The organism is Emticicia sp. 17c, assembly GCF_037153985.1.
GTDB lineage: Bacteria > Bacteroidota > Bacteroidia > Cytophagales > Spirosomataceae > Emticicia.
Genome location: NZ_JBBAYI010000008.1, coordinates 222,290 through 248,542, shown reverse-complemented (window position 1 = coordinate 248,542; position 26,253 = coordinate 222,290). Strand labels below are relative to the sequence as shown.

Genomic DNA, 26,253 nt, shown 5'->3' with positions numbered 1-26,253 from the left:
ACGGAGGTCTGCGGTCAGTTTCAAGCCAAAAATGCCACAAATAGGTAACAAAAGAGCATTTATTATTTTTTAATAAAAAATAATGGGCGTAAGTATTTCTACTTACCTGAAAAATTAGTAACTATGCCCCACGTATTAACCTATTACTTGACCCTTTTTGTAGACATTACACAAGTTCGGAGCAGCCATTTTCATGCGCTGCTCTATCTTTTAGAAGCACCTGTTTGTCTTTCTTCCGGTGGCTGTTTATCCGAATGGCCCGAAAATCTGTTTTTACCGTATAATATTTATCTGTACCCCATTAAATAACGAGGGGGTTTCAGGTATTTATGGCTTTTTTGGGCCGATTCAGGCAATAAAATTTTATTTTTAAATTTTTTTATTTATTTGGGTATGATTTTTTAATTTTTTAATTTTAGAACTTTGTAATGCAAGTACTGCTTGTGTACTTTCGTTAGAAAGAAGTAAAATAAATTGTAATTAAAGCAAAAACCCCCTTCATTTTAGGGGCTTTTTTGTAGGTAGCTGGCACAAGTACGGTTTATGGAAGTTATATAAGCAAAGCCCTGTTTTTATTGCAGGCAGGGTTTAAACAACAATTGCGAGATTCTTGTAAAATCTCGCAATTGTTGTTTTCTGACGGTATCAGGCCAAATCAATTTCTTTGGCTAAATATACATCCTGCACGGCATTCAACAGGGCCACGCCTTCATTGAAAGGGCGTTGAAAAGCCTTTCGGCCCAGAATCAGGCCCATGCCTCCAGCGCGCTTGTTGATAACTGCCGTTCTGACGGCCTCTTGCAGGTCAGACTCCCCTTTTGACTCCCCGCCTGAGTTAATCAGCCCGATACGCCCCATGTAGCAATTAGCTACCTGATACCGGCATAGGTCGATGGGGTGGTCTGAGGCCAGTTGGGTATACATCAGCGGGCTGCTTTTCGAGAAATCAATGGCCGTAAAACCACCGTTAACATCGGGTATTTTCTGTTTAATTACATCGGCCTGAATAGTAACCCCCAGATGGTTGGCCTGCCCCGTAATATCGGCGGCGGTTTCGTAATTAACGCCGTCTTTCTTGAAGGCATTGTTGCGCGTATAACACCACAAAATGGTAGCCATGCCTAGCTCGTGGGCTTTTTCAAAAGCCTGAGCTACTTCGATAATCTGGCGGTTTGAGCCTTCCGACCCAAAATAAATAGTTGCGCCAACAGCCACCGCGCCTAGTTTCCATGCGTCTTCAACGGTTCCGAACATAATCTGCTCATACTTGGTGGGGTACGTAAGCAATTCGTTATGGTTGAGTTTTACTACAAACGGAATCTTGTGCGCGTATTTGCGGGCTACGATGGCCAGATTCCCGATGGTAGTGGCTACGGCATTACAACCGCCTTCCATAGCCAGACGGATAATATTTTCGGGGTCGAAATAAATCGGATTTTTGGCGAACGAAGCCCCCGCCGTATGCTCAATGCCCTGGTCAATAGGCAGAATCGACAAAAAACCCGTATTAGCCAGCCGCCCATGCCCATAGAGTGTAGCCAAGCTACGTAGCACCGGAATGCTGCGGTTGCTGGGTGCAAAAACCTCGTCAAGATAATTTGGCGACGGCACGTGCAACAACTCCTTGCTGATGGTTTTGCTGGTGTGCTTCAACAAGTAGTCGGCATCTTTGCCCAGATAATCGATAATTTTCTGATAGCTCATAATCGTATCGTTTTTATTTATAACACAAATAAACTGATTTGGTGTAGCTATTTGTCATTAAAAAAATGTTCCATCGGCCAGTTGGGTGGGGTCAGATACTTTATTAATAAATTCTTAATCAGGCATATAGCGCAGAAAAACACGGTTTGCTCGTGTTTTTTGCCCGTTACGTAACTATTTGGATTTTGCGTTTTTTTTATTTATCGATAAATACCTAATTTTAAGGAGTTAATCTTAACCACTATAAGCACGCTATTGACGAAACGCCTGCCACTTGGACAGCCCGTTTTGATTTGCCTGAAGAGGTTATTTCGGAGCTTCGTTTCCGAGATAGCCTCTTTGAGTTTATTAGCCCCTACTCCATTGATAGCTGCGCTACGCTGGCTGTACGTATATTAACAGCCGTATTAAATACAAGCAGAAAGCCATTTTTAAAGCTACTTATTTTGCATAACAGTAAATTAATTTTATTTTTGGGTATAGGCAAAGCGAATAAGCTAGCCAACCCAGAAAACACTTAAAAATTTGCTATGACTGACCTCGCCCTGCGCCGGATAGAAGAAAACAAACGCACCGAAGCCCCATTTCTGGATTTAGGCAACTGTGGCCTTAAACACGAACTACCAAGCGAATTGGCAGAATGCACATGGTTGAAAGGCTTGAATTTAGGTAGAGGGTACTATAATGAAAAAGGATACTGGGAGTCTTCATTAAATAAGGGAAGAAACAATGAGTTTATTGGGCAAGAATTAGCTATTTTAGAAAAATTACCTCAGTTACAAAAATTATATCTCCAATCCACACAGCTCACAGATATTAGTAACCTAAGTGGTCTTAGAAAATTACAGACATTAGATCTTAGCGATAATCAACTTACTGATATTAGACCTTTGAGTAGCCTTATTAACTTACAGGAGTTATACCTTACAAATAATCAACTCACTGATATTAGACCTTTGAGTAGCATTATTAACTTACTAGAGTTATCCCTTAGCAATAATCAACTCAAAGATATTAGCACTTTGAGTAGCCTTGGGCAATTACAGGAATTATACCTTACAAATAATCGACTCAAAAATATTAGCCCTTTGAGTAGACTTGGACAGTTACAGATATTAGTCCTTAACCATAATCAACTTACTGATATTAGCTCTTTGAATAGCCTTGTTAACTTAAAGATATTAGACCTTAGCAATAATCAACTCACAGATATTAGTCCTTTGAATAGTCTTATTCAATTACAGAAATTACACCTTGACTTAAATCAAATTCTTGATATTAGTAGCTTAAGTACCCTTAGCCAATTACATACGCTATACATAAGTTACAATAAAATACAAGATATTAAACCTTTACGTTCCTTAGACCAACTTTATTATTTATCTATCAATAACAATCCTGTAATTTTCAAAAATGGCTTAACATTACCCCCCTCTGATAATCATTTACCGGTTATTAAAAATCTGTTGGCGAGAGAGGTGGAGGAAACTCCAAAAACAAACATAATATTACCTGCCAAAGTTTTGTTATTGGGCAACCATGGCAGTGGTAAATCAAGTTTGTTGCATTTTTTACAAACTGACAAACATAGCTATAAAGGCAATAGCACACACGTGCTGAAAGTGGAAGCCTACCCAAAAGATAGTGCTACCCCCGAAGCTATTTTTTATGATTTTGGTGGGCAGGACTACTACCACGGCATTTATCGGGCTTTTCTGAGTAGTGGTTCGGTTTATTTACTGCTCTGGCAGCCCGAAACCAACTATACACATACTAGCACCGACACTAACCAACTGCTGAACCACCATTTTAGTGTGCCTTACTGGCTTGGGATGAAAAGGCATCTGGAAAAACAGGCGCCTGACCCCGTTTTGCTGATACAGACCCATGCCACAGCAGATGCGCCGCCCTTATACCCAACCATTGCCCCCAACAAAGGCGTAGAAAACAGGTTTTATGTTTGCTTGAATGAAAAAGATGACTTTGCCCAAAACAAGGCTTCATTAGCCTACCTGAAAGCCTCGGTGCAGGCACTTATTACACGCAAGCGGATAATTAAGCAGGAAAGTGCGTGGTATGTGGCTTTTTTGAAACATATATTTCAGGCACAGGATATACAAGCGGTTGATATTCATAGTTTACGCAAGGTGTATACCCCACAAAACAAAACCGGAGAGGCACAAATGGAGTCGCTTCGGGTTGAGCTGGAGCAATTGCATAATCAGGGAATGGTGCTTTACTACCCTGAGATTGATAAAAACAAAGTGTGGCTGAATCCGGTAGGGCTGGTAGCGCATATTCATGAGCATATTCTGAAACGAGAAGTACTTGAACATGAATTTGATAAAGGTGTTGCACCCGAACAGCTTATGCAAAAGCATGATGCCAACCTGATTGCGCTACTCGAAAAACAAAAGGTTATTTTTAAACACCTGTACGGCAACAGTGGCACAGAATATATTTTTCCTAATTTTTTACCACTGGCCGAAACTCAGGCCCTTGAGTATGACCTGCTTACTTTTGGGCTGGGCAGCCCTCTATTTGTGTTGAAGTTCGGGGAGTTTTTACCCATAGGGCTGATTAACCAGTTGATATGTTTTTTTGGCAGGCAACCCGAAAAAAAGAAGTTCTGGCGCAACCAATTGTTGTTTACCTTCGAGAAGTGCTGCAAGGTGCTGATACAACTTGATTTTAAAAATCTGGAGATTAGGGTATTGGCTTTTTTTAAAGACAGGCAACATGAGCAGGAGCCAATAACGAAGTATCTTTTCTATTGCATACTAGCTATGTACTGGGGAGATATTGAACCACAGGAATATGCGGCATTCAGGGAAGGGCGCACGCCAAGAGACAAACCAGAAGAACGAATGCAGCCAGAGAACCTGCTGGACAATGCGATTTTCTGCCCTGAGGACCTCTATATTTCGAGAGACGACAAGTTTTTTATCAGCTACGCCGATTTGGTTAAAACCACAGAACCACGGGCCACTATTAGCAGTTACCGAAAACAGGCCGACGAAACACTGGACACCTCGCCTATCGAGATTCCGGTGAAGCAGTTTCAGGCTTTTACCAATAAACCTCTTCAAAAGATGAAAAGAATATTTATTTCGTATTCAAACAAGGATATTACTTTCAAACAGGAACTGGAAGAATATCTGAAACCACTGGCACAGTTTCAGTTGGCAAAATCGTGGAGTTGTGAAGAACTGACACCGGGTTTGTGGCACGAGCAGATTCAGGACGAACTACAAAAGGCCGATATTATCGTTTTTATGCTTTCTATCAATTTTGTTAATTCTGACTACATCATGAAAGAGGAATTTTACAAAACCATTGGCGCATTAAAAAAAGAATCGAACAAGCAGGTGGTGTGTGTGCTGGTGAAGCATTTTCCGTGGGAATCGTTCAGCAAAATGGCCGAACTGGCAGGCATTGATAAAGCTAGTCTTGAAAGTGCCTTGAAAGACCCCGACAATGAGCATAAAACTCAGGTAGGGCTGGCAACCATAACCGACTACCAGTTTTTGCCCTACTATACCGAAAACAAAGGCGATGCCTCCAGACGGTTTTTGCAGCCCATTAACAAATGGGAGTATCGGGAAGATGCCTATACCCAGATTGCAGAAAAGATTATGACCGTTCTGCCCTGATTGTATGCTTACAGAGCTACCCAAAACCCCTGTTATTTAAGCCGTTTTATGCCTTTTTGCGGGTAAGGGCTTGTTTTTAAGGTCAATTTAGGGCATTTTTGCAGCCAGTAACTTCCGGCTGACATGACAGGCATTACCCATTTCGAGACCTTTCTGCTAACAGGTTTATTATTAAACCTCACCCCCGGCAACGACACCATTTTTATTCTCAGCAAAAGCATTGCACAGGGTAAAAAAGCGGGTATTGTGTCGGCGTTGGGTATCAGCACGGGCTGCGTTGTACATACCATACTGGCCGCTTTTGGGTTATCGGTTATTATTGCGCAGTCTGTTATGCTTTTTACGGCTATTAAATATGCCGGAGCCATTTACCTGCTCTATATGGGTGTGCAAATGCTCAGGAGCAATGCCTCGTTCAATGCCAGTGCCACCCTTCAGCAAACAAAGCCTAGCTACAACCGCATTTACCGTGACGGCATCATAACCAATGTGCTTAACCCTAAGGTAGCCTTGTTTTTTATGGCTTTTCTACCGCAGTTTATCAACCCCGAGGCACAACATACGGCTTTACCTTTTCTGTTACTCGGCATTACTTTTGTGCTTACAGGCACACTCTGGTGCCTTGTACTGGCGTTTTTTGCCTCGGCTATTTTTGTCAGGCTCAAAAACAACAGCAAAATTGCCGGATACATTAACAAATGCTGCGGCATAACCCTGATAGCACTTGGCATAAAAGTAGCCCTGAGCGATAAAAAATAAAGCACTATGGGGGTATACTTTTAATATTTTGGGGTAATTAATCAGATTTGAAGTTTTTTTTCGTTAAACAAGCAGAGTGTTTTTCAGAGACCAAAGAAATTTAAACGTGCCATACTAAAACCTATTCATCAATCATGCGAAGATTTATTGTTAGTTGCCTGCTAATAATCACTGTTTTATTTTCTTACTCATGTGATAACCCCGGCGGCCCCGACTGCCCCAATATTTATTATAACGATTTAAAGATTACGGCCATTACCGAGCCTAAAATTGTGAGCGGAAGCAGCAAGCTGAGTATGCTATTAAAGGTCGATGAAAACTTTAACAAGTTTCTTCCGGTGTCGGGCTTAACTACGGGTAATTTCAAGGTGTATGAAAAAGGCGTAAATGACGACTGCCCGAACCTTATTTCGGAGAGTGAGGCTAACAAGCAGTTTTCGCCCAGCGCGCAGAAATTCAGACACAACACGCTTATTGTGCTTGACCTGAGTGCCAGCGTAACCTCGAGCAGTTTAACTCAACTTAAAAGTTCTACCACCAGTTTTATTAATAATATTCTGCCTACTTCGGGCGACGACTCGTATCAGGTGGGCATTGCGTGGTTCGACGGAGAAGATAAACTGAATACATTGGTAGATTTTACCTCGAACAAAAACCTGCTGATTAACGGCGTACAGCAACTTAGTGCCAGTTTGTCGAAAGACCCATCGACCGACCTGTACGGGGCTGTTATCAAGTCGGTTGACAAGGCCGAACAACGCCTGAAAGACTTACAGAAAGATAACGTTATATCGGCTTATTCGATTATTATTTTTACCGACGGAACCGACCAAGCCGCCCGTTATTCAAAACAGGTGGCACTCAACAAGGTAAACGGAGCAAACCCTAAAATAACGCTGTTTACGATTGGTTTAGGTACCGAAATCGACAAGGCAACTTTAAGTGCTATTGGCAAAAGCGGGGCGGTTTTCTCGCAGAATAAAAACGAACTGGAAGCGAAGTTTATAGAAGTAGCCCGCATTGTGAAAGGTGAAGCCAACAGCTATTATCTGTTTGAATATTGCTCGCCTAAAAGGGCAGGCAAAGTAACGCTGGTAATTGTAGTAGCCTACGACGCAAAAAAAGGCACGTACATGACTACCTTCGATGCTACCGGCCTTACGAGCAACTGCTATTAAAGCTACCACCGAAACATAACAAAGGGGGCAGAAGATGAAAATCCTGCCCCCTTTGTGTTATTGCTGCATCAGGTCGTTTTTATTCGCTTTTGAGGCTCTTTACGGGATTCATTAAAGCGGCTTTGATTCCCTGAAAACTAACGGTTAACAAGGCTATAAGCACGGCTAGTAAACCAGCCAGTACAAACATCCACCATTGTATGTCAATTTTATAGGCGAAATCCTGCAACCACTCGTTCATGGCATACCAAGCCAGAGGCGAGGCTATCAGAATGGCAATCAGCACAAGCACAATAAAGTCTTTTACGAGCAACTGCACAATGCCACTCACCGATGCCCCCAATACCTTGCGGATACCTACTTCTTTTTTACGTTGCTCAATAATAAAGGTCGATAAAGCAAACAAACCTAAACTGGCAATAATGATGGCCAATACCGCAAAGGCCGAGAATATCTGCTGAGTGCGGCGTTCGGCGGCATATAAGGTGGCAAATTTTTCGTCCAGAAAATAATATTCAAGCGGTGCAGCCGGATTAAACGACTCCCATTTTTTATTGAGGTCGGCCACAAAACCGTTTACATCGGCCGTATTAAATTTAATTACCATTCCGCCGTAGTTTCTGCCAAGCATCATCATGGCAGGTGCCACCTTCTGCTTTACAGAGGCATAGTTGAAATCCTGTACTACACCCAGTACTTTAAACTCATGCTGACCCGACCGCACAATGGTGCGCCCGATAGGGTTTAGTCCTTTCCAGCCCAGTTCACGAACGGCCGATTCGTTGATGATTACGCCTGAGGAATCGGTTGAAAACTCTTTGGAGAATGCCCGCCCCTGCACGATTTTCATGCCGAGCGTACGGATGTAATCATAGTCAATATTAAAAATATCGATATGGATTTCTACCCCGTTCGATTTCTCGTTTTTAGGATACACCTGTGTGCCATTGAGGTTATTATTACCCGGAACCATGCGCGAAATACTGGCCGAAACCACGCGGTTATCTTGTTTTAGCTGGTCTTGAAACACCATCTGGTTGCTACCCAACACACGGGTATCGGGCAGGAACAAAACTTGGTCTTTATCGTAGCCCAGCTTTTTGTTCTGCATGTGCTGCAATTGCTGATACACTACTATGGTAGCAATAATGAGCAGCGTAGACACCGTAAACTGAAACACAATAAGGCTGCTTTGCAAAGGTTTTTTCTGGCGGCTCTTGCTGAATAAAGCCCCTTTAAGGGTGCGTATGATATTAAATGACGACAGGAAGAATGCCGGATAAATGCCTGCCACAATACCTGAAATAAAACTCACCAAGAGTAAGGCCAGCACTACCTTGTAGTTGAGAAAAAACCAGAAACTGAGAGTTTTATTAGCTAACTGATTGAAATATGGCAAAAACAAAAAGATAAACGCATAGGCAAGCACCATAGCCAGAGAGGTAATTAAGATTGACTCGGCCAGAAACTGGATAACGAGTTGTTTTTTAACCGACCCCAGCACTTTGCGAATGCCTACTTCTTTGGAACGCTTGACCGACTGTGCCGTTGATAAATTGGTAAAATTGACACACGCCAGCAACAGAATAAAAATAGCCAATACGGCAAAAATGTATACGTACTGAATATCGCCGCCGGGTTCAATCTCATACTTGGTGCCGCCATATAAATGCAGTTCGGTGAGGGGTTGTAACAAGAAGCGGAAAGTATCGACCGACTTGCGGGCTTCTTCAATGCTAATGCCCATGTCGCGCTGTACTTCTGGCACTACGTATTTAAGCACCAGTTGCTGAAACTTGGCTTCGAGTTTCTGAGGGTCGGCGTTGGGGTATAATTCTATGTAAGTATATGGCCCCAGATTACTCCATGTAGGGTTTGTGACGTGCCATGTGCTGATACTAATAAAAGCATCGAAATGAAAATGAGAATTATCCGGTATTTTATCGAACAGGCCAGTCACTTTAAATTCCTTTTGCTGGGTACCAATAGCCAACGACTTACCGAGGGGGTCTTGGTCGCCGAAATATTTGGTAGCCAATGCTTTTGAAATAACTATGGTGTTAGGCTCGACCAATGCTTTTTCGGCGTTTCCTTCCAACATCGGAATCGAAAACATTTGCAAAAAATTAGCTGAGGCAAAAGCCAGGTGCTGCTCTTTAAACTGGTTAGGTCCGAATTTCACGAAGTCGGTGGCTTGTGATACCTGCGCGTAGTCTTTAACTTCAGGAAAAGTGCTTTTCATGCCCTCGCCCACGGCATAATCGACATTGGGGTAAGTGGCTATGTTTCCGTTCCCTGTGACGGCCACATTAACCCGATAGATTTTTTCGGCGTTAGCGGCATAACGGTCATAGGTGAGTTCGTCGTATACGAATACGGCAATGAGCATAAAACAGCTAATGCCAATGGCTAGGCCAAAAATGTTGATGAGCGAAAACGCCTTGTTTCGGGTCAGGTTTCGCCAGGCGATGGTAAAGTAATTGCGTATCATAATTAAAGAAAAGATTGGTACTGTATCAGAATGAATGCCAACAGGTGATTTTGACAAAAAACGGCGTTTCAGAAAATAAGGGCGGCAAAACCGCAGTACCTCCCACACATACAGCCAGCGGGCTTTGGTAAAGCCCAGTTGCTCGGCCTGATACGTAAACTGCTCGTGCATATCGCCTTGCAGTTCTTCGGCCAGTTCGTCGGGCAGAAAAAACCTTAACAGTTTGTCGGCCCAGCGCGGGGGTAAATTATTTTCAGTTGGTTCAACCATCTTTGTATTTACTCGCTTTTCAGGCTTTTTACGGGGTTAACTAATGCGGCCTTTATTGCCTGAAATCCGACCGATACCAAGACAATAAACAGGGCCGATGCCAGCGTAAGTACAAAAACGCCTGCACCAACTACAATTCGGTAGTTATAATCCTGCAGCCATTTTTCCATGATATACCAGCCTATGGGTGCGCCAATAACGAAGGCCACAAGCAAGAGGCGGATAAAATCTCTGGTGAGCAGTTGTACCAGACTTATAACGGGTGCGCCTAATACTTTACGAATACCTACTTCTTTGGTGCGTTGCTGAGCAGTATAAGCCGCCAGCCCAAAAAGCCCCAAACAGGCAATAAAAATGGTAAGCCCTGTAAAAAGCCCCGTTAAGGTTCCTGTTTGTTGTTCATTGGCGAATTTGGCTTTATACGATTCATCGGCGAAGAAATACTCAAACGGATACGCCTGATTGTATTTTGCAAAGATTTTCTCTAAAACTGCCAGATTGCTAGCCAACGGATTGGCTGGATTTAAGCGAATACTTAACCACCCCAGCGAAACAGGCCCGCCGGGCCCTTCGATGAGTGCGGGTTTAATGGCATCGAACGGCGAAGCATACACAAAATCTTTGACTACCCCTACCACATGCCATTCAGTATTATGAAATTTAACAGATGCGCCTATCGGATTTTTCAGACGCATGGTTTTTACGGCTGTTTCGTTCAAGAGTAGGGCTGTTGAATCGGTAGGGTATTTCCGAACGTCAATTTCACGGCCTGCAAGCAATTGCGTTCCTGTTGTTTTCAGGAAACCCGCATCTGTACCAAAGCGATTAAACTCAATGTCTTTATCGGCGGTAGTACTACCGGGCCACGAAACGCCCCATTGCCTTAAATTAACATAAGTCATTGGCCCCAGCGATTTACTCATGGCTGTTACGGCTCCGCTTTCGGTTAAGGCCTGTTGCAGGGCATCGTAATGCGCGGGCAAATTGCCCGACAGAACGGCAAAAAGAAGGTTGTTCTGGTTATAGCCTTTGTCGCGGTTTTGTGCGTAATCAATCTGGCGGCTAATAATAAGGGTAGAAACAATGAGCACGATGGCGAATGTAAACTGCACCACAACCAGAATTTTGCGTGGCGTGAAGGCGGCCCTCTGCGAGCGTAAGGCTCCCTTTAAAACTTTAGATGGCTGGAAATTAGCCAAGAAAAATGCAGGATAAAATCCGGCAAGCACACCCGTAAATAGCAAAACACCTAAAGCCAATAGCCAGAAATAAGGCGAATTAAAGTGAAGCGCGAGCGTTTTACCTGTTAGCTGATTGAAAAACGGCAGGCTTAGCCCCACCAGTAGCAAGGCAATTATACCCGCAAAAAAAGTTAGTAAGACCGACTCACCGATAAACTGTAATACCAACGATATTTTTTGTGCGCCTGCTACTTTGCGGACACCTACTTCTTTGGCGCGTTTTTCGCTTCGGGCGGTGCTGAGGTTAATAAAATTAACAGCGGCAATTAAGAGAATAAAAATGGCTATCAGACCAAAGAGACGAACGGTTACGATACGCCCCTCGACTAACTGGCCGTTTTCCGGCTTTGAATACAAATACCATTTACTGGCCGGATGCAGGAAAATCTGGCGGTTGCTGACATCATCAATTACCCCTTTCAGATGGTTGGCGGTCAGGCTTCTGATTTTCTGGTTTACAGCGGCTTCGTCGGCACGGTCTTTCAGTAATACATAAGTATAATCGTTGTTCGACTCCCAAGCGTCAGACCCCCACCCCAGATTCACGAAATAATTGTAAGGCAGTAAATATGTTACCTGCCCGAATTTGCTGTTGCGTGGTAAGTCGGCCAGCACACCCGTTACCGAAAAACTTTCTTTGTTATCAATCTGCACTACCTTACCTATGGCCTGTGTAGTACCAAATAGCTTTTCGGCCAATGTTTCTGTAATAACAATACCGTTATTTCCGGCTAGTACACTTTGTGCATTTCCTGATTTAAGCGGGAAATCGAACAGATACAAAAACGATGGGTCGACGAATGCACCGCCGGCATTCATTTTTTTATCTCCGGTGCTTAACATCAATTCTGCCGACCGGAATCTGGCGGTTTCTTCTATGTCGGCGTAATCTTGTTTCATGGCAGTTGCTAATGGTCTTGGGGTGCTTTCCCATACCTGTGGCACTCCGCTAAAAATATCTTTGTTATAAACCTGATACAGGCGGTTGGTTTTTTCATAGAAACGGTCATACTGTAATTCGTCCTGTATCCAGAGTATAATTAGTGTACAGGCGGCTATACCAACAGCCAAACCGCTAATATTAATAAACATAAAGCTCTTGGCACGCATCAGGTTGCGAAAAGCGATTTTCAAATAATTACTCAGCATAATGGGGTTTATTAAAAAGTAATAGTCTTTCAGAGAATTAAGTTTGGCCAGAAAACGGCGTTTCAGAAAATAAGGGCGGCAAAACCGCAGTACTTCCCACACATATAGCCAGCGGGCTTTGGTAAAGCCCAATTGCTCGGCCTGATGCTCAAACTGCTCGTGCATATCGCCTTGCAGCTCTTCGGCCAGTTCGTCGGGCAGAAAAAACCTTAGCAGTTTGTCGGCCCAGCGTGGGGGTAAATTATTTTCAGTTGGTTCAACCATCTTTGTATTTACTCGATTTACTCGCTTTTCAGGCTTTTTACGGGGTTCATGGTAGCGGCTTTAATGGCCTGATAACTTACCGTTAGTAAGGCCACGCTTATAGTGAACAACCCCGCAATAACAAACACCCACCATTCGATACTAACCCGATAGACGAAATCCTGCAACCAGCGGTCCATCAGGAAATAAGCAAGCGGAAAAGCCACCAGCATGGCAATAGCAACCAGCACCATAAATTCTCTGGTAAGCAAGCTGTACACGCTTCTGATACTAGCCCCAAGTACTTTTCTGATTCCTATTTCTTTTGTACGCAGCTCTACTGCATATAGTACCAAGCCTAGCAAGCCCAAAGAAGCTATCAGAATAGCCAACAAAGCAAAACTGGTAGCTATTTTACCTGTGCGTTGGTCGGCTTCATACTGGCGGTTGAAATCTTCATCCATAAAACTGTATTTCAATGCCTGTTCTGGCACGAGGGCTTTCCATTTTGTTTCTATCTGGCTGATTAGTGCCGGTATGTTCTGCGAGGAGATTTTGAGAGAGATGTTTCCGGTGTCTTGCCCATAAAACAAAGCAAGCGGGGTTATTTCCTGACGCAAACTACTAAAATTAAAGCTCTTGATGATACCTACCACCGTATAAGCATACATTACTTTGGTGCTGATGTCTTGTAAGGTATAAATTTTTTGCCCCAGAATGGCATCGCCTCCAAATTTGCGGGCGGCTACGTCGTTCAGGATGACGGCTGTTGAATCGGTTGCAAATTCTTTTGAAAAATTGCGCCCCTTTAACAATTTAATACCCAGCGTAGGAATGTAGTCGTCGTCTACTGTCCATCGCTGCATTGACACCGAGCCGTCAAAGTCGGCGGTTGGGGTTTTAAAATAGGTATTGTTGTTTCTGTTGTAGTTTACAGGCAAAAATCCACTTACCGATACCGCATCAACGCCCGAAATACCTGCCAGTTCTTTTTTGAAACTGTTGGCGTGTTCGCCCAGAGGCCCCATGTTCTGTAAAATGAGTATGTGTTCGCGGTTATAGCCTACATCTTTATGCTTGATGAAATCAAGCTGGCGATAAATAATAATTGTGCCAATGAGCAGAATAATGGTTATACTGAACTGAAACACTACCAGCGAATTACGGAACCAACCAGACTTGAAGCCTTTCGAGATTTTGCCTTTTAATACCTGACTCGGCACGAAAGATGAAATAAAAAAGGCAGGATACGCCCCAGACAGCAACGACAAAACCAACATTAACACCAACGACGACAGCACAAGCTGTGGCTTGAGGATTTCTTGAAGTGATAAATTTTTGTTTGCCAGATGATTGAACGAAGGCAACAGCACCGACAACAGCGCATACGAAATAAACAACGCTACGAGCGATAACACGAGCGATTCGGCCAGAAACTGGGCAATAATACTGCCTTTGCTGCTACCCATTACTTTGCGCATACCTACTTCTTTGGCCCTGTTTGCGGCTACGGCCGTTGAAAGATTGGTATAGTTGAAACTTGCCAGTAGTAATATGAGCAAACCAATAACCGAGAAGATATAGACGTTATCGGGGTTGCCGTTTCCGTCTAGTTCGGCTACTTTATTCGATTTCAGGTGAATATCTACCAGTGGCATAAGGCTGATGTTAGCTAACCCGCCGGATTTCAGGAAGTCTTCGAGCGACTGGTTAATAACTGCTTTCAGTTCGAGTCCTATTCTTTCATGATTAAGTTTATACATTTTAGCTTGTAAAGCCGCCAGATTGGCATCTTTCCGAACCACAATGTAAGTATTATAGTTTTCGCTGAGCCATGTGGTGGTTTTGCTTTCGTTGTCGCCCGACATCGGAATAAAAACATCGAAGTTAAAATGTGACTGTTTCGGGATGTCGTCAATCACAGCCGTTACTTTATAGGTTGTGCGGTCTGTAACAAAGCTCTGCCCTACTATATTGGTGCTATTGTAAAATTTTAATGCCTGTGTGCGGGTTAAGACAATGGCGTTTGGCTCGTTGAGCGCAGTAGATAAGTCTCCGGCTAGTGGCTTGAAGTCGAAAACACTGAAAAGCGTTGAGTCGGCATAGGCTGCACGTTCAACCCATTGCTCCTGCCCATCTTTTTTAAACAGAATATTAGGGCTCCAGCGCAGGCGAGTATAATTTTCTATTTCAGGAAAAGATGCCTTAAAAACGGCTCCCATCTGTGGCGGGCAAACTGCTAAATCGTGGTGATTCCCGTTGAATTTCAGTTCGTTGTCGATGCGATAAATTCTGTCTGCTTTGCTATGGAATCGGTCGAAACTCAGCTCGTCGTTTACGTACAAAAATATGAGCAAACAGGTAGTAAGGCCCATAACCAGCCCAAAGAGGTTGATGGCTCCGAAAGTTCTGTTTTTAAGGAGGTTTCGCCAAGCAATTTTTAAATAGTTACGTATCATGTCGGGGTTTATTAAAAAGTAATAGTCGTTCAGAGAATTAAGTTTGGCCAGAAAACGGCGTTTCAGAAAATAAGGGCGGCAAAACCGCAGTACTTCCCACACATACAGCCAGCGGGCTTTGGTAAAACCCAATTGCTCGGCCTGATGCTCAAACTGCTCGTGCATATCGCCTTGTAGCTCTTCGGCCAGTTCGTCGGGCAGAAAAAACCTTAACAGTTTGTCGGCCCAGCGCGGGGGTATCGGAGGAGTTGGCTTTTTCATAATTTTGATAAATTGTATTCAGACCTGAGCCATAGGGCAAGGTGTTTTCATGAAAACGATAGCTTCGGAATGGCACTCCAGAGTTCATTTCTGACCTCACGCATTTCGTCAAGGGTGCGTTTGCCTAATCCGGTTATGCTGAAAAACCTTTTTCGTCGGCCGCCTCTTTCGTTGGTAGCACCACCCAGTTCTGACTTCACGAAGCCTTTTTCTTCAAGCCTGTACAAAGCAATATGCACACCGCTCAGGCTAATGATGCGGTCGGTACGTTTCTTGAGTTCGGTGGCAATGGTAACACCATAGGCAGTGCCATCAAGCATAGCTACTGCAAGCAATACCAGTTCTTCAAATTCTCCTAAGTAGGGTCTTCCCATGGTAGTATATTATTTCATTATTATTTGCTAAACAAATCAAGACAGATGTACCCGATTTGGCTTTAGCTCAGGGTTTATTCTGATTTCATTATAATTTGTTAAACAAATGAAATGCCAAGTACAAAACAGGGGTATTTACTAACAGACGAAAACCAAATATTATTCGGCAATATGCTAATAGCCACTCTAGTAAACCTATCCAAATGGCTCGATTATTAACCAGAGACTGCAAATTGAGAGAGAATACCTTTACCAAGCCAAATAATATTTGTTAGCAGATAAATTCGAAAGAAAACCGTTTGATGTGTGTTAGTGTCCGAAATCGGACAATACCTGTACGATTCTGGGCATTCGTCATAACCGTATTGAATGGCAAACGACCATAAAGCACCGAAGAATAAAAATACTACATTTAATACCGATGCTGCAAAGGTTTGGGGTATATGTGTGGTTTATTGTTTTTTGCCATACCAACGCTCAAAGCAATATTTTTTGTATTCTTCGGCCGTGGGTAAGCCAAAAGCATTTCTAAGGTAATCAACGTTGTTTGGGTCTTTAAGAGGCTTAAAAGTCAGGTCTGTTACTTTGTTTTCTTTGTTTACAACAGGTTCTCCGAACTGAGTGGCAAAGATTTGCTTTTCGCCAGAATTAACAAGGACTCTATCGGTTAAATAGGCAAAATTAACAAGGCTACCTTCACCTTTTGAAACAGCATTTTCTATATATCTGAGTGCCGTTTTTTGAAAATTTACATCTTTGTCGGCGTGTTGTACTATAAGCCAACAAATGCCAATACCCTCGTAACCAACCTGTTTTATCGATGGCCACCCGTAATGGCTTATAATATTTTTTAAAGCATCAGTATTCATACTATCAACCTTCAGTATGCTGTTGGTCATTATCTGACTGGCAGTTTCAACAGAATATATCGTTCTAAGGCTATCAAAGTATTCTGTTTTTCTGAATTTCTGATCTCTTGTTCTGAGGTACTGCAATAGCTGAATTAAATCTTTATTACTACCTGCCGTTTCTGATTTATTGAATTCATTGATACTTTTTAATTTTGCCCACTTTTGCTTTCTTAATACCGATGTATCAGGCAGAAACTCAAACCAATTTTTTACGATATATCCGCTTTTCAGTAAACGATAGATACTTCTTTCACCACTTTTCAACTGCCGATTTTTAACGTATAGTTCTGCCAGACTTTTGTAGACAGACTGATGAAAAGTAATACATTTTGTGTGTTTGTAAGCAAGTTTATACTGTTGTTCTGCTTGTTTATATTTTCCTATTTTAAAAAGAGAGTCGGCCTTCCATTTTTTTTCAAAAAAAACAGAATTATTCACTAGTAAATCTTGCGCATTTACTTTCATTGAAAGAATACTCAAAAACAGGCTAACTATATAGAGGCTGGCGCGAATCATTATTGTATTTACCAATCAGACAAAACATTAAAAAATTAAATAACAAAGACATAACTCTGACATATTTGTGGCAAGAATAAAGGAATAAACCGATGTTTACAATATTTTACATCTGTTTTACATAATTTATGCTACCCTGCCCCAAAGGTGTATTTACATTTACAGGTATTACTAAGCAACCCGTAAAAGGCTGGCTTGCCTAGAAAATAGTTTAACCTGTTAAATAGTTGTTATATGAAGTACTTCTTTGGTTGTTTTTATGGCTTTGTTGTGTCGGTAATATTTGTGGGGCTTTGCGCCGCCCAAACCGATAGTGTAAGGGAGATTCCGGTGGTTGCGGCACAAGCGAAACTGATAAAACCCCCACTTACCAGTCAGCACGTATTTGTAAGGTGCATCATGCAAGACAAAAAGGGTAATATGTGGTTTGGAACCACTGGGGCTGGTATTTATAGGTATGATGGCAAAACTTTTACAAATTTTGTTGAAACAGACGGCCTTATTAACAAGATTGTGTATTGCCTGCTGGAAGACAACAGCGGCATAATATGGGCCAGCACCGAAGATGGCGTGTATAGGTACGATGGCTATAAGTTTCGTCATTTTCCGTTGCCCGGTGCCGACAACATCAACTATAATTTCTTAAGTGCAAAGGCTTATCTCAGAACGCATCCTTACACGAGGAATCGGGTGTATAGCATGACACAGGACAAAATCGGGAATATCTGGTTTGCTACGGCTAATGCTGGTTTGTATCAGTATAACGGGCAGTATATTACTAATTTTCAGTATATCGACAATAAATGGGAAATAATGCCCGAAAATAGCATGGGCAACAAGAAAAACACCTGTAATAATCAGGTGCAATATGTTTTTACTGATAGCAAGGGAAAGGTCTGGATTAGCACTTATGAGCCAAGCGGGCTGTTTCAGTTCAACGGTAAAACTTTCCGTAATTTTGGGGCCGAGAAGCACATAAAAGGCAATGTATTTACTATTAATGAAGATAAAAACGGCAAGTTGTGGTTCAACATGGACAACATGAGCGTGTATAGCTACAACGGTGAAACCCTCACACAGTTTACTGAAAAGGACGGGGCCATAATGGGCTATAACACTTCTGCTTCGGCCGATAACAAGGGGGGTATGTGGTTCGGGGGGCTTTATGCTAAAACGCCTTATAAAAAAGAAGGGTATGTTTATCACTACGATGGCAAGAATTTCAGTAGTTTTCCGGTGAGTAGTCTGGAAAGTACTTATACATGGAGTGTTTTTGTAGATAGAAGCGGAAATTTGTGGATAGGTGCTAAAAACACAAGCCTGTACCGATACGACGGCCATGTTATTACTGATTTTTCGGAAAAAGCTACCAAACAATAAAGCTACGTAGGGTTTGTTGAAGCAAAATGATGAATAATAAAAATTGCGAGATTTTGCGAGAATCTCGCAATTTTTATTATTTTTGTTTGTAGCTAATCAGCAAAAATATGATTGAAACGCCTCCGGCCTACGCCAGTACAAATACTAACTACCTGCTTAGCGAAAGTTTTTTATGTAGGTGTCGTTAAAGTATTTGATATTGGTAATAAAGGAAATATTGTATGGGTCAAGGGCTATGTATCCCCGCCTGATACCTACCAGATCGGTTTCGGTAAGCCAGCCTGCTTTTGCTACATTACTCAGGTAAGTTTCGTTTATTTCGGGCATACCTAATTGCATGATTCCTACGATTTCGCCGTTCAGGTTAAAGACCGGAGACCCCGAAAACCCCGGATGCGCAGGCCCGAATACTACCAGTTGATAGGCAGCCTCTTTCTTGGCAAAAAACTGCGGATAAACATAAATAAGGGTATCGTTGCGAAGCCTGTTCGACTGGTTATCGAAGGCTATCATGGGTAAGGGTGTGTATTTGGGCAGATTACTGCCTGTATTCATGGGCAATGGCTTAACGGGTATTATGCGTTTGAGTTTCAGAATAATGAAGTCGGTTTCAAGCTGGTCTTCTTTGTAGATATGCTTCGAGAAATCGTACTGCTTGCCTGTGTATTTATAGGCGAGGTCTATCTCGACCGAATCGGATTTCAACTGCTTGTTGTCGGTCACGCTGAAATTGTAGTAAACAATCATGCGTTTGGCTCGTTTGGCACTCCATTTCGGATGGTACAGGTGGTAGCAGGTAGCCAGATATTTACCATTAACAATGAAACCGCCACCGGATACCGAATGTTGCCCTCCTTTTTCGTCAACGAATGTTGATTTTACCTGTATAAGCGTTTTAAGCATCAGTGAACTTACCTGCGCCGATGCCCCGCCCACTAAGAAAGTCAGGCCGACGAGCAAAAAAAGTATCCGTCTCATAAAAGTTTCAATGATTCTATCTCAATAACATTCTTCAAAATTAATTGTTAACCATAAAACCAGAAAATTTCTGTCAGTTTCTTTATTAAAAGGCTTTCCCATGCAGGTAGTTATGGGGGGCAGGATGGCGATTATTTTTTAAGTACTGCCTGCAAATAGCCTGTTACTTTGTTGGTATGTGTGAGGTAATCGGGGCTGCGAAGGTGATAAACGGTGTCGTAAAAAGATGAATCGGGGTATACCGAATCAATGGGTTTATTAAGCATTTGTGTGTGCAGTTTTGCTGTAAACTGCTGGTGAAGGTCTTCGATGGCTTCGGCGTTACGTTGGTACTGGCTTTGAGCTATTGACGGATAAACAAAGTATAGCTTGGCTCCTTTCTGTTCAATCTGTGCAATACAGTTATTTATTTTAGCAATATTGTGGCTATAATCAGTTTTTGAAAAGGGCAAGCCGTCTCTGAGCGGCAGGTGGGTTTGTAGCCTGATACTATCTTTTAAATCTCCGGTTTCAGTAAATGCACGCCGGCTATACGCTTCATCGTCGGTATTAACGGGTTTTCTGAACATAAAAAGCAGGATATAGTTCCTGATTTCGCGCGATATGAATACGCCATCTGCCTTGAGTGCTTCCAGCTTATTGGTGTAGTCGATGTATTTACCAGCAGGTTTGTATAATTCACGAAGCAGCCTTTGCACGTTGGCATCGCCTTCGGTCAGGAAATACTCTGGCGAAAACAGTACGATATCGCCGGCTCTTACGTTTTCTTTTACTTCGTTGAGCATAAAAGACAAACCCAGACTAGCCGCTAGCGACATATTCTGGACAGGAAGCCCAAGTTTTTTTTCCATCTCGCGGCTATTGTAACCAAACATGGCATTAGACCCGCCTATAATTAGTATGCGAGGCGAAGGCAGGGTTCTGAGCCGTGCGTGTTTGTCGATAATGGCCCCTGCCATTGTTTGGGCATTATAGGGGTATCGTTGCGCTCTGATATACCTGAACGAAACAAACAACGCCCCTGCAATAAACAAGGTTATGAGAATGGCTTTGATTAAAAACTTTTTCATATCCTGACTAAAACTGAAAGTAAATAAATTGTGAGGATTTTTCAAAAGCTCCGAAAATAAGTATCCAAGTTACAAGCAAGGCGTAAGCCCCCCACCTGAGCCACTTGTTTTTTGTGGCAAGCATAAGGCCAATGCTTTTGTTGCGCTGGTAATAATGAACGCTTTCCATGAATAGCCACGACAGCAACACCACCAAAAGGTATTGTTTTGATAGCCCAAGAAAGACGTTGTCTCGGAGGTAATCGGCGTTGCGGAGGTCGGCAAGGCGAATATTCGAGAACAAGTGCGTAACTATATATCTGGCATCGGCCCATGTGCTAGCTCTGAAAAATATCCAGCCGAAATCAACCAGTACAAACACCAATAACACATGAATGATTTTGGTAAAGAGGTTTGTTATTTTTAGTCTGATTTGTGGCAAGTAGGTGTCTCTGAGGCGGGCGGCTACCAGCAGAAAACCGTGCAAGGCTCCCCAGATAATAAAATTCCAGCTTGCGCCATGCCAAAGGCCGCTCACGAGCATTACCACAAAGAGGTTAAAGAGTTGCCTGAAATAAGGTACTTTGTTGCCTCCTAACGGAATATAGAGGTAGTCGCGGAACCATGTGGAGAGCGATATGTGCCAGCGACGCCAGAATTCGGAGATAGATTTTGAGAAATAGGGGCGGTCGAAGTTTTTCATGAGCTTGAAACCCATGGTTTGCGCCGAACCCAGAGCGATGTCGGAATAGCCCGAAAAATCGCAGTATATCTGAAATGCAAAGCAAACTGTGGCTACAATGAGCGGCACACCTTCATAGCTGGTGGGGTCGTTATAGACGCGGTCGACCATGAGCGAGAGGTTGTCGCCAATTACTACTTTCTTGAACATTCCCCAAGCCATGAGTTTAAGGCCGTCGGTCATGTTTTTATAAGAAAACTCATGTTTTTCATGAAACTGATGCAGCACATTCTGCGGGCGTTCGATAGGCCCGGCTACTAACTGCGGGTAAAACATCACATACAGCGCGTAAATACCAAAATGCCGCTCGGCTTTCTGGTTTCCGCGGTATACTTCAATGGAGTAACTCATGGCCTGAAACGTATGGAACGATAACCCCACAGGCAATAAGATAGACAGATACGGCAGGTGATGTGCAGGTAGTAATAAATTAATGTTTTCGATGAAGAAATTATAATATTTAAAAACTGCCAGCACGCCAATATTGGCAATCAGGCTTATGGTAAGGTAAGCCTTACGTTTTTTACCCTGAGCGTTTTCAATCAGGATTCCGGCAAAGTAATCTATCACGATTGTAAACCCTAAAATGAGGATATAAACCGGAATAAAAAACATATAGAAATAGCAACTAGCCAACAATAGCCATAACCACCGAAACTTATGTGGAATAGCAAAATAGCCTGAAGTCACTATCAGGAAGAAAATGATAAATTCTACCGAGTTAAAAAGCATTATGTGGCGGCCTATTCAAATAAGCCGCAAAATTACATAATAATAAATACAAACAGAAGTACACAAGGAAGCCCAAAACAGGCATGGTGGGGTTGTTGCCCAGCAGACTTACATAAAAACCCTCATAATTAGTACATTATGAGGGTTTTTAAAAACGTACCGTAAAATAATTTTTTTATTATAAGGCTGGCTTTTTTATTAAATGATTTTGGTGGCTGGGTTAAACGGGGCTTAGCGCAGCAAAGTGTTTACAGCTAATCTAAACAAAACAGCCCCTAAAGAAAGGGGCTGTTTGCGTTAATCTAATTTTTATTTTTAAACTCAAACAAAATTTGCATGAGCGTCTTTATCGCAGGTTGTGGGCCTGACGATACTCCCTTTGTGGAGCTAATATCTTTATTGTTTTTTTCCGTCAAAACTCATGCCCATTGCCTCAAGTTTTACTTTATTTACTTTCTGGTCGGCATCACGAAGGAATTTCAGTTTTATTTTCTCGCCGTCGCCGAAGGTATCAGGCCCATCGACAGGTTTGATTTCGGCACCCTGATCTCCAAATTTTACATTCAGTTTGCCGTCTTTGTTTTCAATTTCAATGTAGTCTACTGGCAAGCCTTCCATTTTGTATTTCCCAACGTAGTCGGTCAGGTTGGCTGCTGGTGCAGTGGCCGATGTACCTGTGGCAGCATCTTCAAGGCCATTGAGTTTAAATTCCAGCCCTGTAACTATCATAAGCGACTGATTTTCGGCTTTCGGATTCACAAAAACAACGTATACATCATGAATACCCTGCACGTTTTTGAGCGGAGCAACTAGGGTTTTGGGGTTCATTTCCATTTTTTCGGTTGGCTCCATAAAGACCGATTCCCCTACTAGCGTACCCTTAGGGTTGTCGAGATGTACTTCTACCTTACCCCCTACTGCATTTACCTGTGGCTTAGGAGCCATGGCTAATACAACAAGCTCGCTTACTTCGTTGAGGTCAATCTGGTTCAAGACCATGTAAGCACCCGATTTGGCCGGAATTGCAAAGGCATTGCCACCAAACGACATCTTGTTAACATCTTCGTACTTATCAAAATCGTGTGGGCCTACTTTGGCGTTTCTTAAAGTAAAGTTTTGCTCCGAACGGATTGACGGCAAGCCGTTAGCCCCTTGGTCTTCGTAAGCGGCTCTGATGATATACACACCTTTGCCTTTGTCGTTGCCTGAGGTTTTGGCCGTATACGAACCTTTTAATGGTAACGATTTTTCTTTTGGTTTTTCGTTAGCAAGGTTCAGAATATATTTGACCATTTCGGAGGCATCGCCTGTAGAGAGTTGCGGATGACCCGCCATGGCTACTTCTCCCCATACGCCGCTGCCTCCGGTAATTACTTTTTTCGTGAGGCGTTCAAGGGCATCTTTATCACCTTTATATTTAGCGGCTACCTCGCGGTAAGCTGGCCCGATAGATTTTTTATCGACACTATGGCAAGCCTTACAGTCGCTGGCTTCGATAAGTTTTTTACCTGTGCTGAATGCGGCACTGGCATCGGCCGAGCGGTGGCCTTGTGCAATGGCAATTTTATCAAAACCTTCGGCCAAATAATCGATATTCACAGCCACATTTTCGGGGTCAATGCCGTTGTTGAGGCTACCATCTTCTTTATCGTTTACTTTTACTTCGTAGTTAAAGGTTTTGTTAGGCACATAAAACGATTTGTTTCCTTTAGGCATCTCGAAGGTTACTACCGGAGGTTCGTTTCCGGCCGAAACTTCAATTGATTGAGAATTAATGCCGCCTTTGCCATCGTTTACGGTTAAAGTAGCTTTATAGATACCCGGTTTAGTAAGGGTCAGGTTGGCATCAGGCGTGGTAAATACTTTGTTGAAACCGTCTTTCGAGGTTATTTTCCAACTGTATTTGAGGGCATCGCCATCGGCATCAACGGTTCCTTTTGAGCTAAGTTTCAGGTTGAATGGCACAGCCCCGCCCATCTGGTTAGCGGCTAGTTGCAATTGTGGCTTGCGGTTACCACCGTTGTATTCGATACGAATCAGGCGGGCGTCGTCGTTAGCAGTAAACCATCCTGAACCATATTCGAGCATATATAAATCGCCGTTTTCGGCAAATTCCATATCCATTGGGTTGCTGAACTTGTAACTAGGCATAAAACGCTCCATTGATACGTAGTTGCCTTCTTTATCCATGGTTACGGCCATTATCCAGCCGCGCATCCACTCATATTCCAGAAATTTGCCATCATAGTATTTCGGGAACGCCCTTTGTGCTGTTTTGAAATCGTCGGCGTAAAACACAGGGCCAGCCATAGCGTTACGGCCGCCGCTTCCTACAAGCGGGAATTCTTTTGAAGCCGCATAAGGGTACCAGATAAATGCCTTTTGGGCAGGAGGTAATACGTTCAGACCGGTGTTGTTAGGCGAAGTATTGGTTGGGGCGTTTACGTCCCATTTCTCGAGCGATTCTTTTTTCTCAAAATCATATTTATTATAGGCTTTGTTGTCGCCTACGAAATGCGGCCAGCCAAAGTTACCAGCCTTGCGGGCCTGGCCTACTTCGTCGTGTCCGGCGGGGCCACGTTTTTCGTCAGGTTTGGCGGCATCGGGGCCTACTTCTCCCCAATACACATAGCCTGTTCTTTTATCGACCGAGATACGGAACGGGTTTCTGTGGCCCATTGTATAAATTTCGGGGCGGGTTTTAGGTGTTCCTTTCGGGAAAAGGTTTCCTTCAGGTATGGTGTATGTGCCATCGGGCTGTGGTTTGATACGGATAATTTTACCGCGTAAATCGTTGGTGTTTGCCGATGATTTTTGTGCATCCCATGCGCTGCGACCTTCGCGTTCGTCGCTTGGGCTATATCCGTTCGAGCCGTGCGGGTTGGTGTTGTCTCCGGTCGAAAGGTACAGGTTTCCGGCTTTGTCCCAAGCAATAGACCCCCCTGTGTGGCAGCATTCTTCGCGTTGGGTTGGTATTTCAAGCAATACTTTCTTTGAATCCATCACGAGTTCGTCGCCGCGTAGTTCAAATCTTGCCAATATGTTTTTAGGGGCTTCGGGTACTGAGTAGTACAGGTAAATCCAGTGGTTTTGAGCAAAGTTAGGGTCTTTGTTAAGCCCTAGCAGCCCATCTTCGCCCATCGACTCTTTGCCTTCTTTGTTTTTGTATTTGATACTTACCGGAATTTTAGCAATGGTTTTCAGTTGTTTGGTTTTGGTGTTATAAAGGCGCACCTCACCTTTACGCTGAATGAACAGAATACGGCCATCGTTCAAGACCGAAAGCTCCATAGGCTCGTCGAGTTTTTCTTCCAGAATTACTTTGGTAAAGCGGTTTTCTTCGGGGCGTGCCTTTGAGTAATCGAGGGGTTTGGGGGTTGGCCCACCTGCGGCGTAGCTGATACCTGCCCATAAATGGTTCAGGAAGAGCGGCTCGCTGAAGGTTTCGTCGGTATGCCCCATAGCAGTATAAAACGAGCGTCCGCCGTCATATTCCTGATACCAGCTTATGGGGTGGTTATCGCCGTTTTTGCCTCCTATATAGCTTTTTTCATCTATTTTTACTACTACGTTAATTTTCGGAGAAATATCTTTGAAAGAATAGAACTCATCGCTTCTTTCAAATTCGTCGGGCATACCTTGTGTAGCCCAATGGTTTTTCTTTACAACCATAAATTTACCCTTTTGCACGTTGCTTGGGGTCATGGGGTGGTCGAGGAAATAAGCTCCCGCCAGACCGCCATACCACGGCCAGTCGTACTCGGTGTCGGTAGCGGCATGAATACCTACGTAGCCGCCGCCTGCCTGAATAAAACGCTCAAAAGTAGCCTGTTGCTGGTCGTTGAGTACGTCGCCGGTGGTACTCAGAAACACCACCGCATTATATTTTTTGAGGTCGGTTTCGTTAAAAGCCGAGGCATCTTCTGTAAAAGTTACATTAAATCCTTTTTCTTTGGCCATTTTAGCTAAAGCGGCCTTGCCCGCCCCTATTGACTGGTGGCGAAACGCGGCTGTTTTGCTGAATACGAGCAAATTAATTTTACTTGCCTGTGCCAATGACGACAGCGCGAGTGCCATGGAGGCAAGCAAAGTGAGTAAAAATCTGATTTGTTTCGGTTGCATTTTTTGTAAATTGATAGGTAATTGTGACAAATTTACAAATG

General features: G+C 43.2%; 14 protein-coding genes. 4 read left to right on the top strand and 10 right to left on the bottom strand.

Annotation, left to right across the window (positions count from 1 at the left end):
• Positions 1-645: 645 nt before the first annotated feature.
• Positions 646-1,704, bottom strand: coding sequence for a class I fructose-bisphosphate aldolase (locus WAA15_RS16660; protein ID WP_337043940.1), 1,059 nt, complete (start codon positions 1,702-1,704; stop codon positions 646-648).
• A 530-nt stretch (positions 1,705-2,234) separates the two neighbouring features.
• Between WAA15_RS16660 and WAA15_RS16655 the strand changes: the two genes are divergently transcribed.
• From WAA15_RS16655 to WAA15_RS16645, 3 genes are all read left to right on the top strand, one after another.
• On the top strand, positions 2,235-5,357 hold the full coding sequence (locus tag WAA15_RS16655; RefSeq protein WP_337043939.1) for a leucine-rich repeat domain-containing protein: 3,123 nt from the start codon (positions 2,235-2,237) through the stop codon (positions 5,355-5,357).
• A gap of 123 nt (positions 5,358-5,480) precedes the next feature.
• On the top strand, positions 5,481-6,116 hold the full coding sequence (locus tag WAA15_RS16650) for a LysE family translocator (protein WP_337043938.1): 636 nt from the start codon (positions 5,481-5,483) through the stop codon (positions 6,114-6,116).
• A 134-nt stretch (positions 6,117-6,250) separates the two neighbouring features.
• On the top strand, positions 6,251-7,294 hold the full coding sequence (locus tag WAA15_RS16645; RefSeq protein ID WP_337043937.1) for a vWA domain-containing protein: 1,044 nt from the start codon (positions 6,251-6,253) through the stop codon (positions 7,292-7,294).
• Between the two features lie 79 nt (positions 7,295-7,373).
• Here the strand turns inward: WAA15_RS16645 and WAA15_RS16640 are convergent, their stop codons facing one another.
• From WAA15_RS16640 to WAA15_RS16620, 5 genes are all read right to left on the bottom strand, one after another.
• Entirely contained in the window at positions 7,374-10,055 is a 2,682-nt protein-coding gene (locus WAA15_RS16640; protein WP_337043936.1) for an ABC transporter permease, read from the bottom strand.
• An 8-nt stretch (positions 10,056-10,063) separates the two neighbouring features.
• Positions 10,064-12,709, bottom strand: coding sequence for an ABC transporter permease (locus WAA15_RS16635; RefSeq protein ID WP_337043935.1), 2,646 nt, complete (start codon positions 12,707-12,709; stop codon positions 10,064-10,066).
• Positions 12,710-12,726: 17 nt separating this feature from the next.
• Positions 12,727-15,408 (bottom strand): FtsX-like permease family protein, encoded by a 2,682-nt coding sequence (locus WAA15_RS16630; RefSeq protein ID WP_337043934.1) that lies wholly within the window; start codon positions 15,406-15,408, stop codon positions 12,727-12,729.
• Positions 15,409-15,455: 47 nt separating this feature from the next.
• Entirely contained in the window at positions 15,456-15,782 is a 327-nt protein-coding gene (locus WAA15_RS16625) for a PadR family transcriptional regulator (RefSeq protein WP_337043933.1), read from the bottom strand.
• Positions 15,783-16,234: 452 nt separating this feature from the next.
• Positions 16,235-17,209, bottom strand: a complete 975-nt coding sequence (locus WAA15_RS16620) for a DUF6624 domain-containing protein (RefSeq protein WP_337043932.1) — start codon at positions 17,207-17,209, stop codon at positions 16,235-16,237.
• Positions 17,210-17,443: 234 nt separating this feature from the next.
• Between WAA15_RS16620 and WAA15_RS16615 the strand changes: the two genes are divergently transcribed.
• Positions 17,444-18,589 (top strand): ligand-binding sensor domain-containing protein, encoded by a 1,146-nt coding sequence (locus WAA15_RS16615; protein ID WP_337043931.1) that lies wholly within the window; start codon positions 17,444-17,446, stop codon positions 18,587-18,589.
• Between the two features lie 156 nt (positions 18,590-18,745).
• Here the strand turns inward: WAA15_RS16615 and WAA15_RS16610 are convergent, their stop codons facing one another.
• The 4 genes from WAA15_RS16610 to WAA15_RS16595 all read right to left on the bottom strand — a co-directional run bounded on the left by WAA15_RS16610 (position 18,746) and on the right by WAA15_RS16595 (position 26,212).
• Entirely contained in the window at positions 18,746-19,567 is an 822-nt protein-coding gene (locus WAA15_RS16610) for a trypsin-like peptidase domain-containing protein (RefSeq protein ID WP_337043930.1), read from the bottom strand.
• Between the two features lie 131 nt (positions 19,568-19,698).
• Positions 19,699-20,637 carry a hypothetical protein gene (locus WAA15_RS16605; RefSeq protein ID WP_337043929.1) on the bottom strand — a complete coding sequence of 313 codons (939 nt, stop codon included), beginning with the start codon at positions 20,635-20,637 and terminating at the stop codon, positions 19,699-19,701.
• A 7-nt stretch (positions 20,638-20,644) separates the two neighbouring features.
• Entirely contained in the window at positions 20,645-22,090 is a 1,446-nt protein-coding gene (locus WAA15_RS16600) for an MBOAT family O-acyltransferase (protein WP_337043928.1), read from the bottom strand.
• Between the two features lie 396 nt (positions 22,091-22,486).
• Positions 22,487-26,212, bottom strand: coding sequence for a ThuA domain-containing protein (locus WAA15_RS16595; RefSeq protein WP_337043927.1), 3,726 nt, complete (start codon positions 26,210-26,212; stop codon positions 22,487-22,489).
• Positions 26,213-26,253: the final 41 nt, after the last annotated feature.

Coding starts and splice junctions, on each gene's coding strand:
- WAA15_RS16660 (WP_337043940.1), bottom strand. CDS start 1,704: ATGAGCTATCAGAAAATTATCGATTATCTGGGCAAAGATGCCGACTAC.
- WAA15_RS16655 (WP_337043939.1), top strand. CDS start 2,235: ATGACTGACCTCGCCCTGCGCCGGATAGAAGAAAACAAACGCACCGAA.
- WAA15_RS16650 (WP_337043938.1), top strand. CDS start 5,481: ATGACAGGCATTACCCATTTCGAGACCTTTCTGCTAACAGGTTTATTA.
- WAA15_RS16645 (WP_337043937.1), top strand. CDS start 6,251: ATGCGAAGATTTATTGTTAGTTGCCTGCTAATAATCACTGTTTTATTT.
- WAA15_RS16640 (WP_337043936.1), bottom strand. CDS start 10,055: ATGGTTGAACCAACTGAAAATAATTTACCCCCGCGCTGGGCCGACAAA.
- WAA15_RS16635 (WP_337043935.1), bottom strand. CDS start 12,709: ATGGTTGAACCAACTGAAAATAATTTACCCCCACGCTGGGCCGACAAA.
- WAA15_RS16630 (WP_337043934.1), bottom strand. CDS start 15,408: ATGAAAAAGCCAACTCCTCCGATACCCCCGCGCTGGGCCGACAAACTG.
- WAA15_RS16625 (WP_337043933.1), bottom strand. CDS start 15,782: ATGGGAAGACCCTACTTAGGAGAATTTGAAGAACTGGTATTGCTTGCA.
- WAA15_RS16620 (WP_337043932.1), bottom strand. CDS start 17,209: ATGATTCGCGCCAGCCTCTATATAGTTAGCCTGTTTTTGAGTATTCTT.
- WAA15_RS16615 (WP_337043931.1), top strand. CDS start 17,444: ATGAAGTACTTCTTTGGTTGTTTTTATGGCTTTGTTGTGTCGGTAATA.
- WAA15_RS16610 (WP_337043930.1), bottom strand. CDS start 19,567: ATGAGACGGATACTTTTTTTGCTCGTCGGCCTGACTTTCTTAGTGGGC.
- WAA15_RS16605 (WP_337043929.1), bottom strand. CDS start 20,637: ATGAAAAAGTTTTTAATCAAAGCCATTCTCATAACCTTGTTTATTGCA.
- WAA15_RS16600 (WP_337043928.1), bottom strand. CDS start 22,090: ATGCTTTTTAACTCGGTAGAATTTATCATTTTCTTCCTGATAGTGACT.
- WAA15_RS16595 (WP_337043927.1), bottom strand. CDS start 26,212: ATGCAACCGAAACAAATCAGATTTTTACTCACTTTGCTTGCCTCCATG.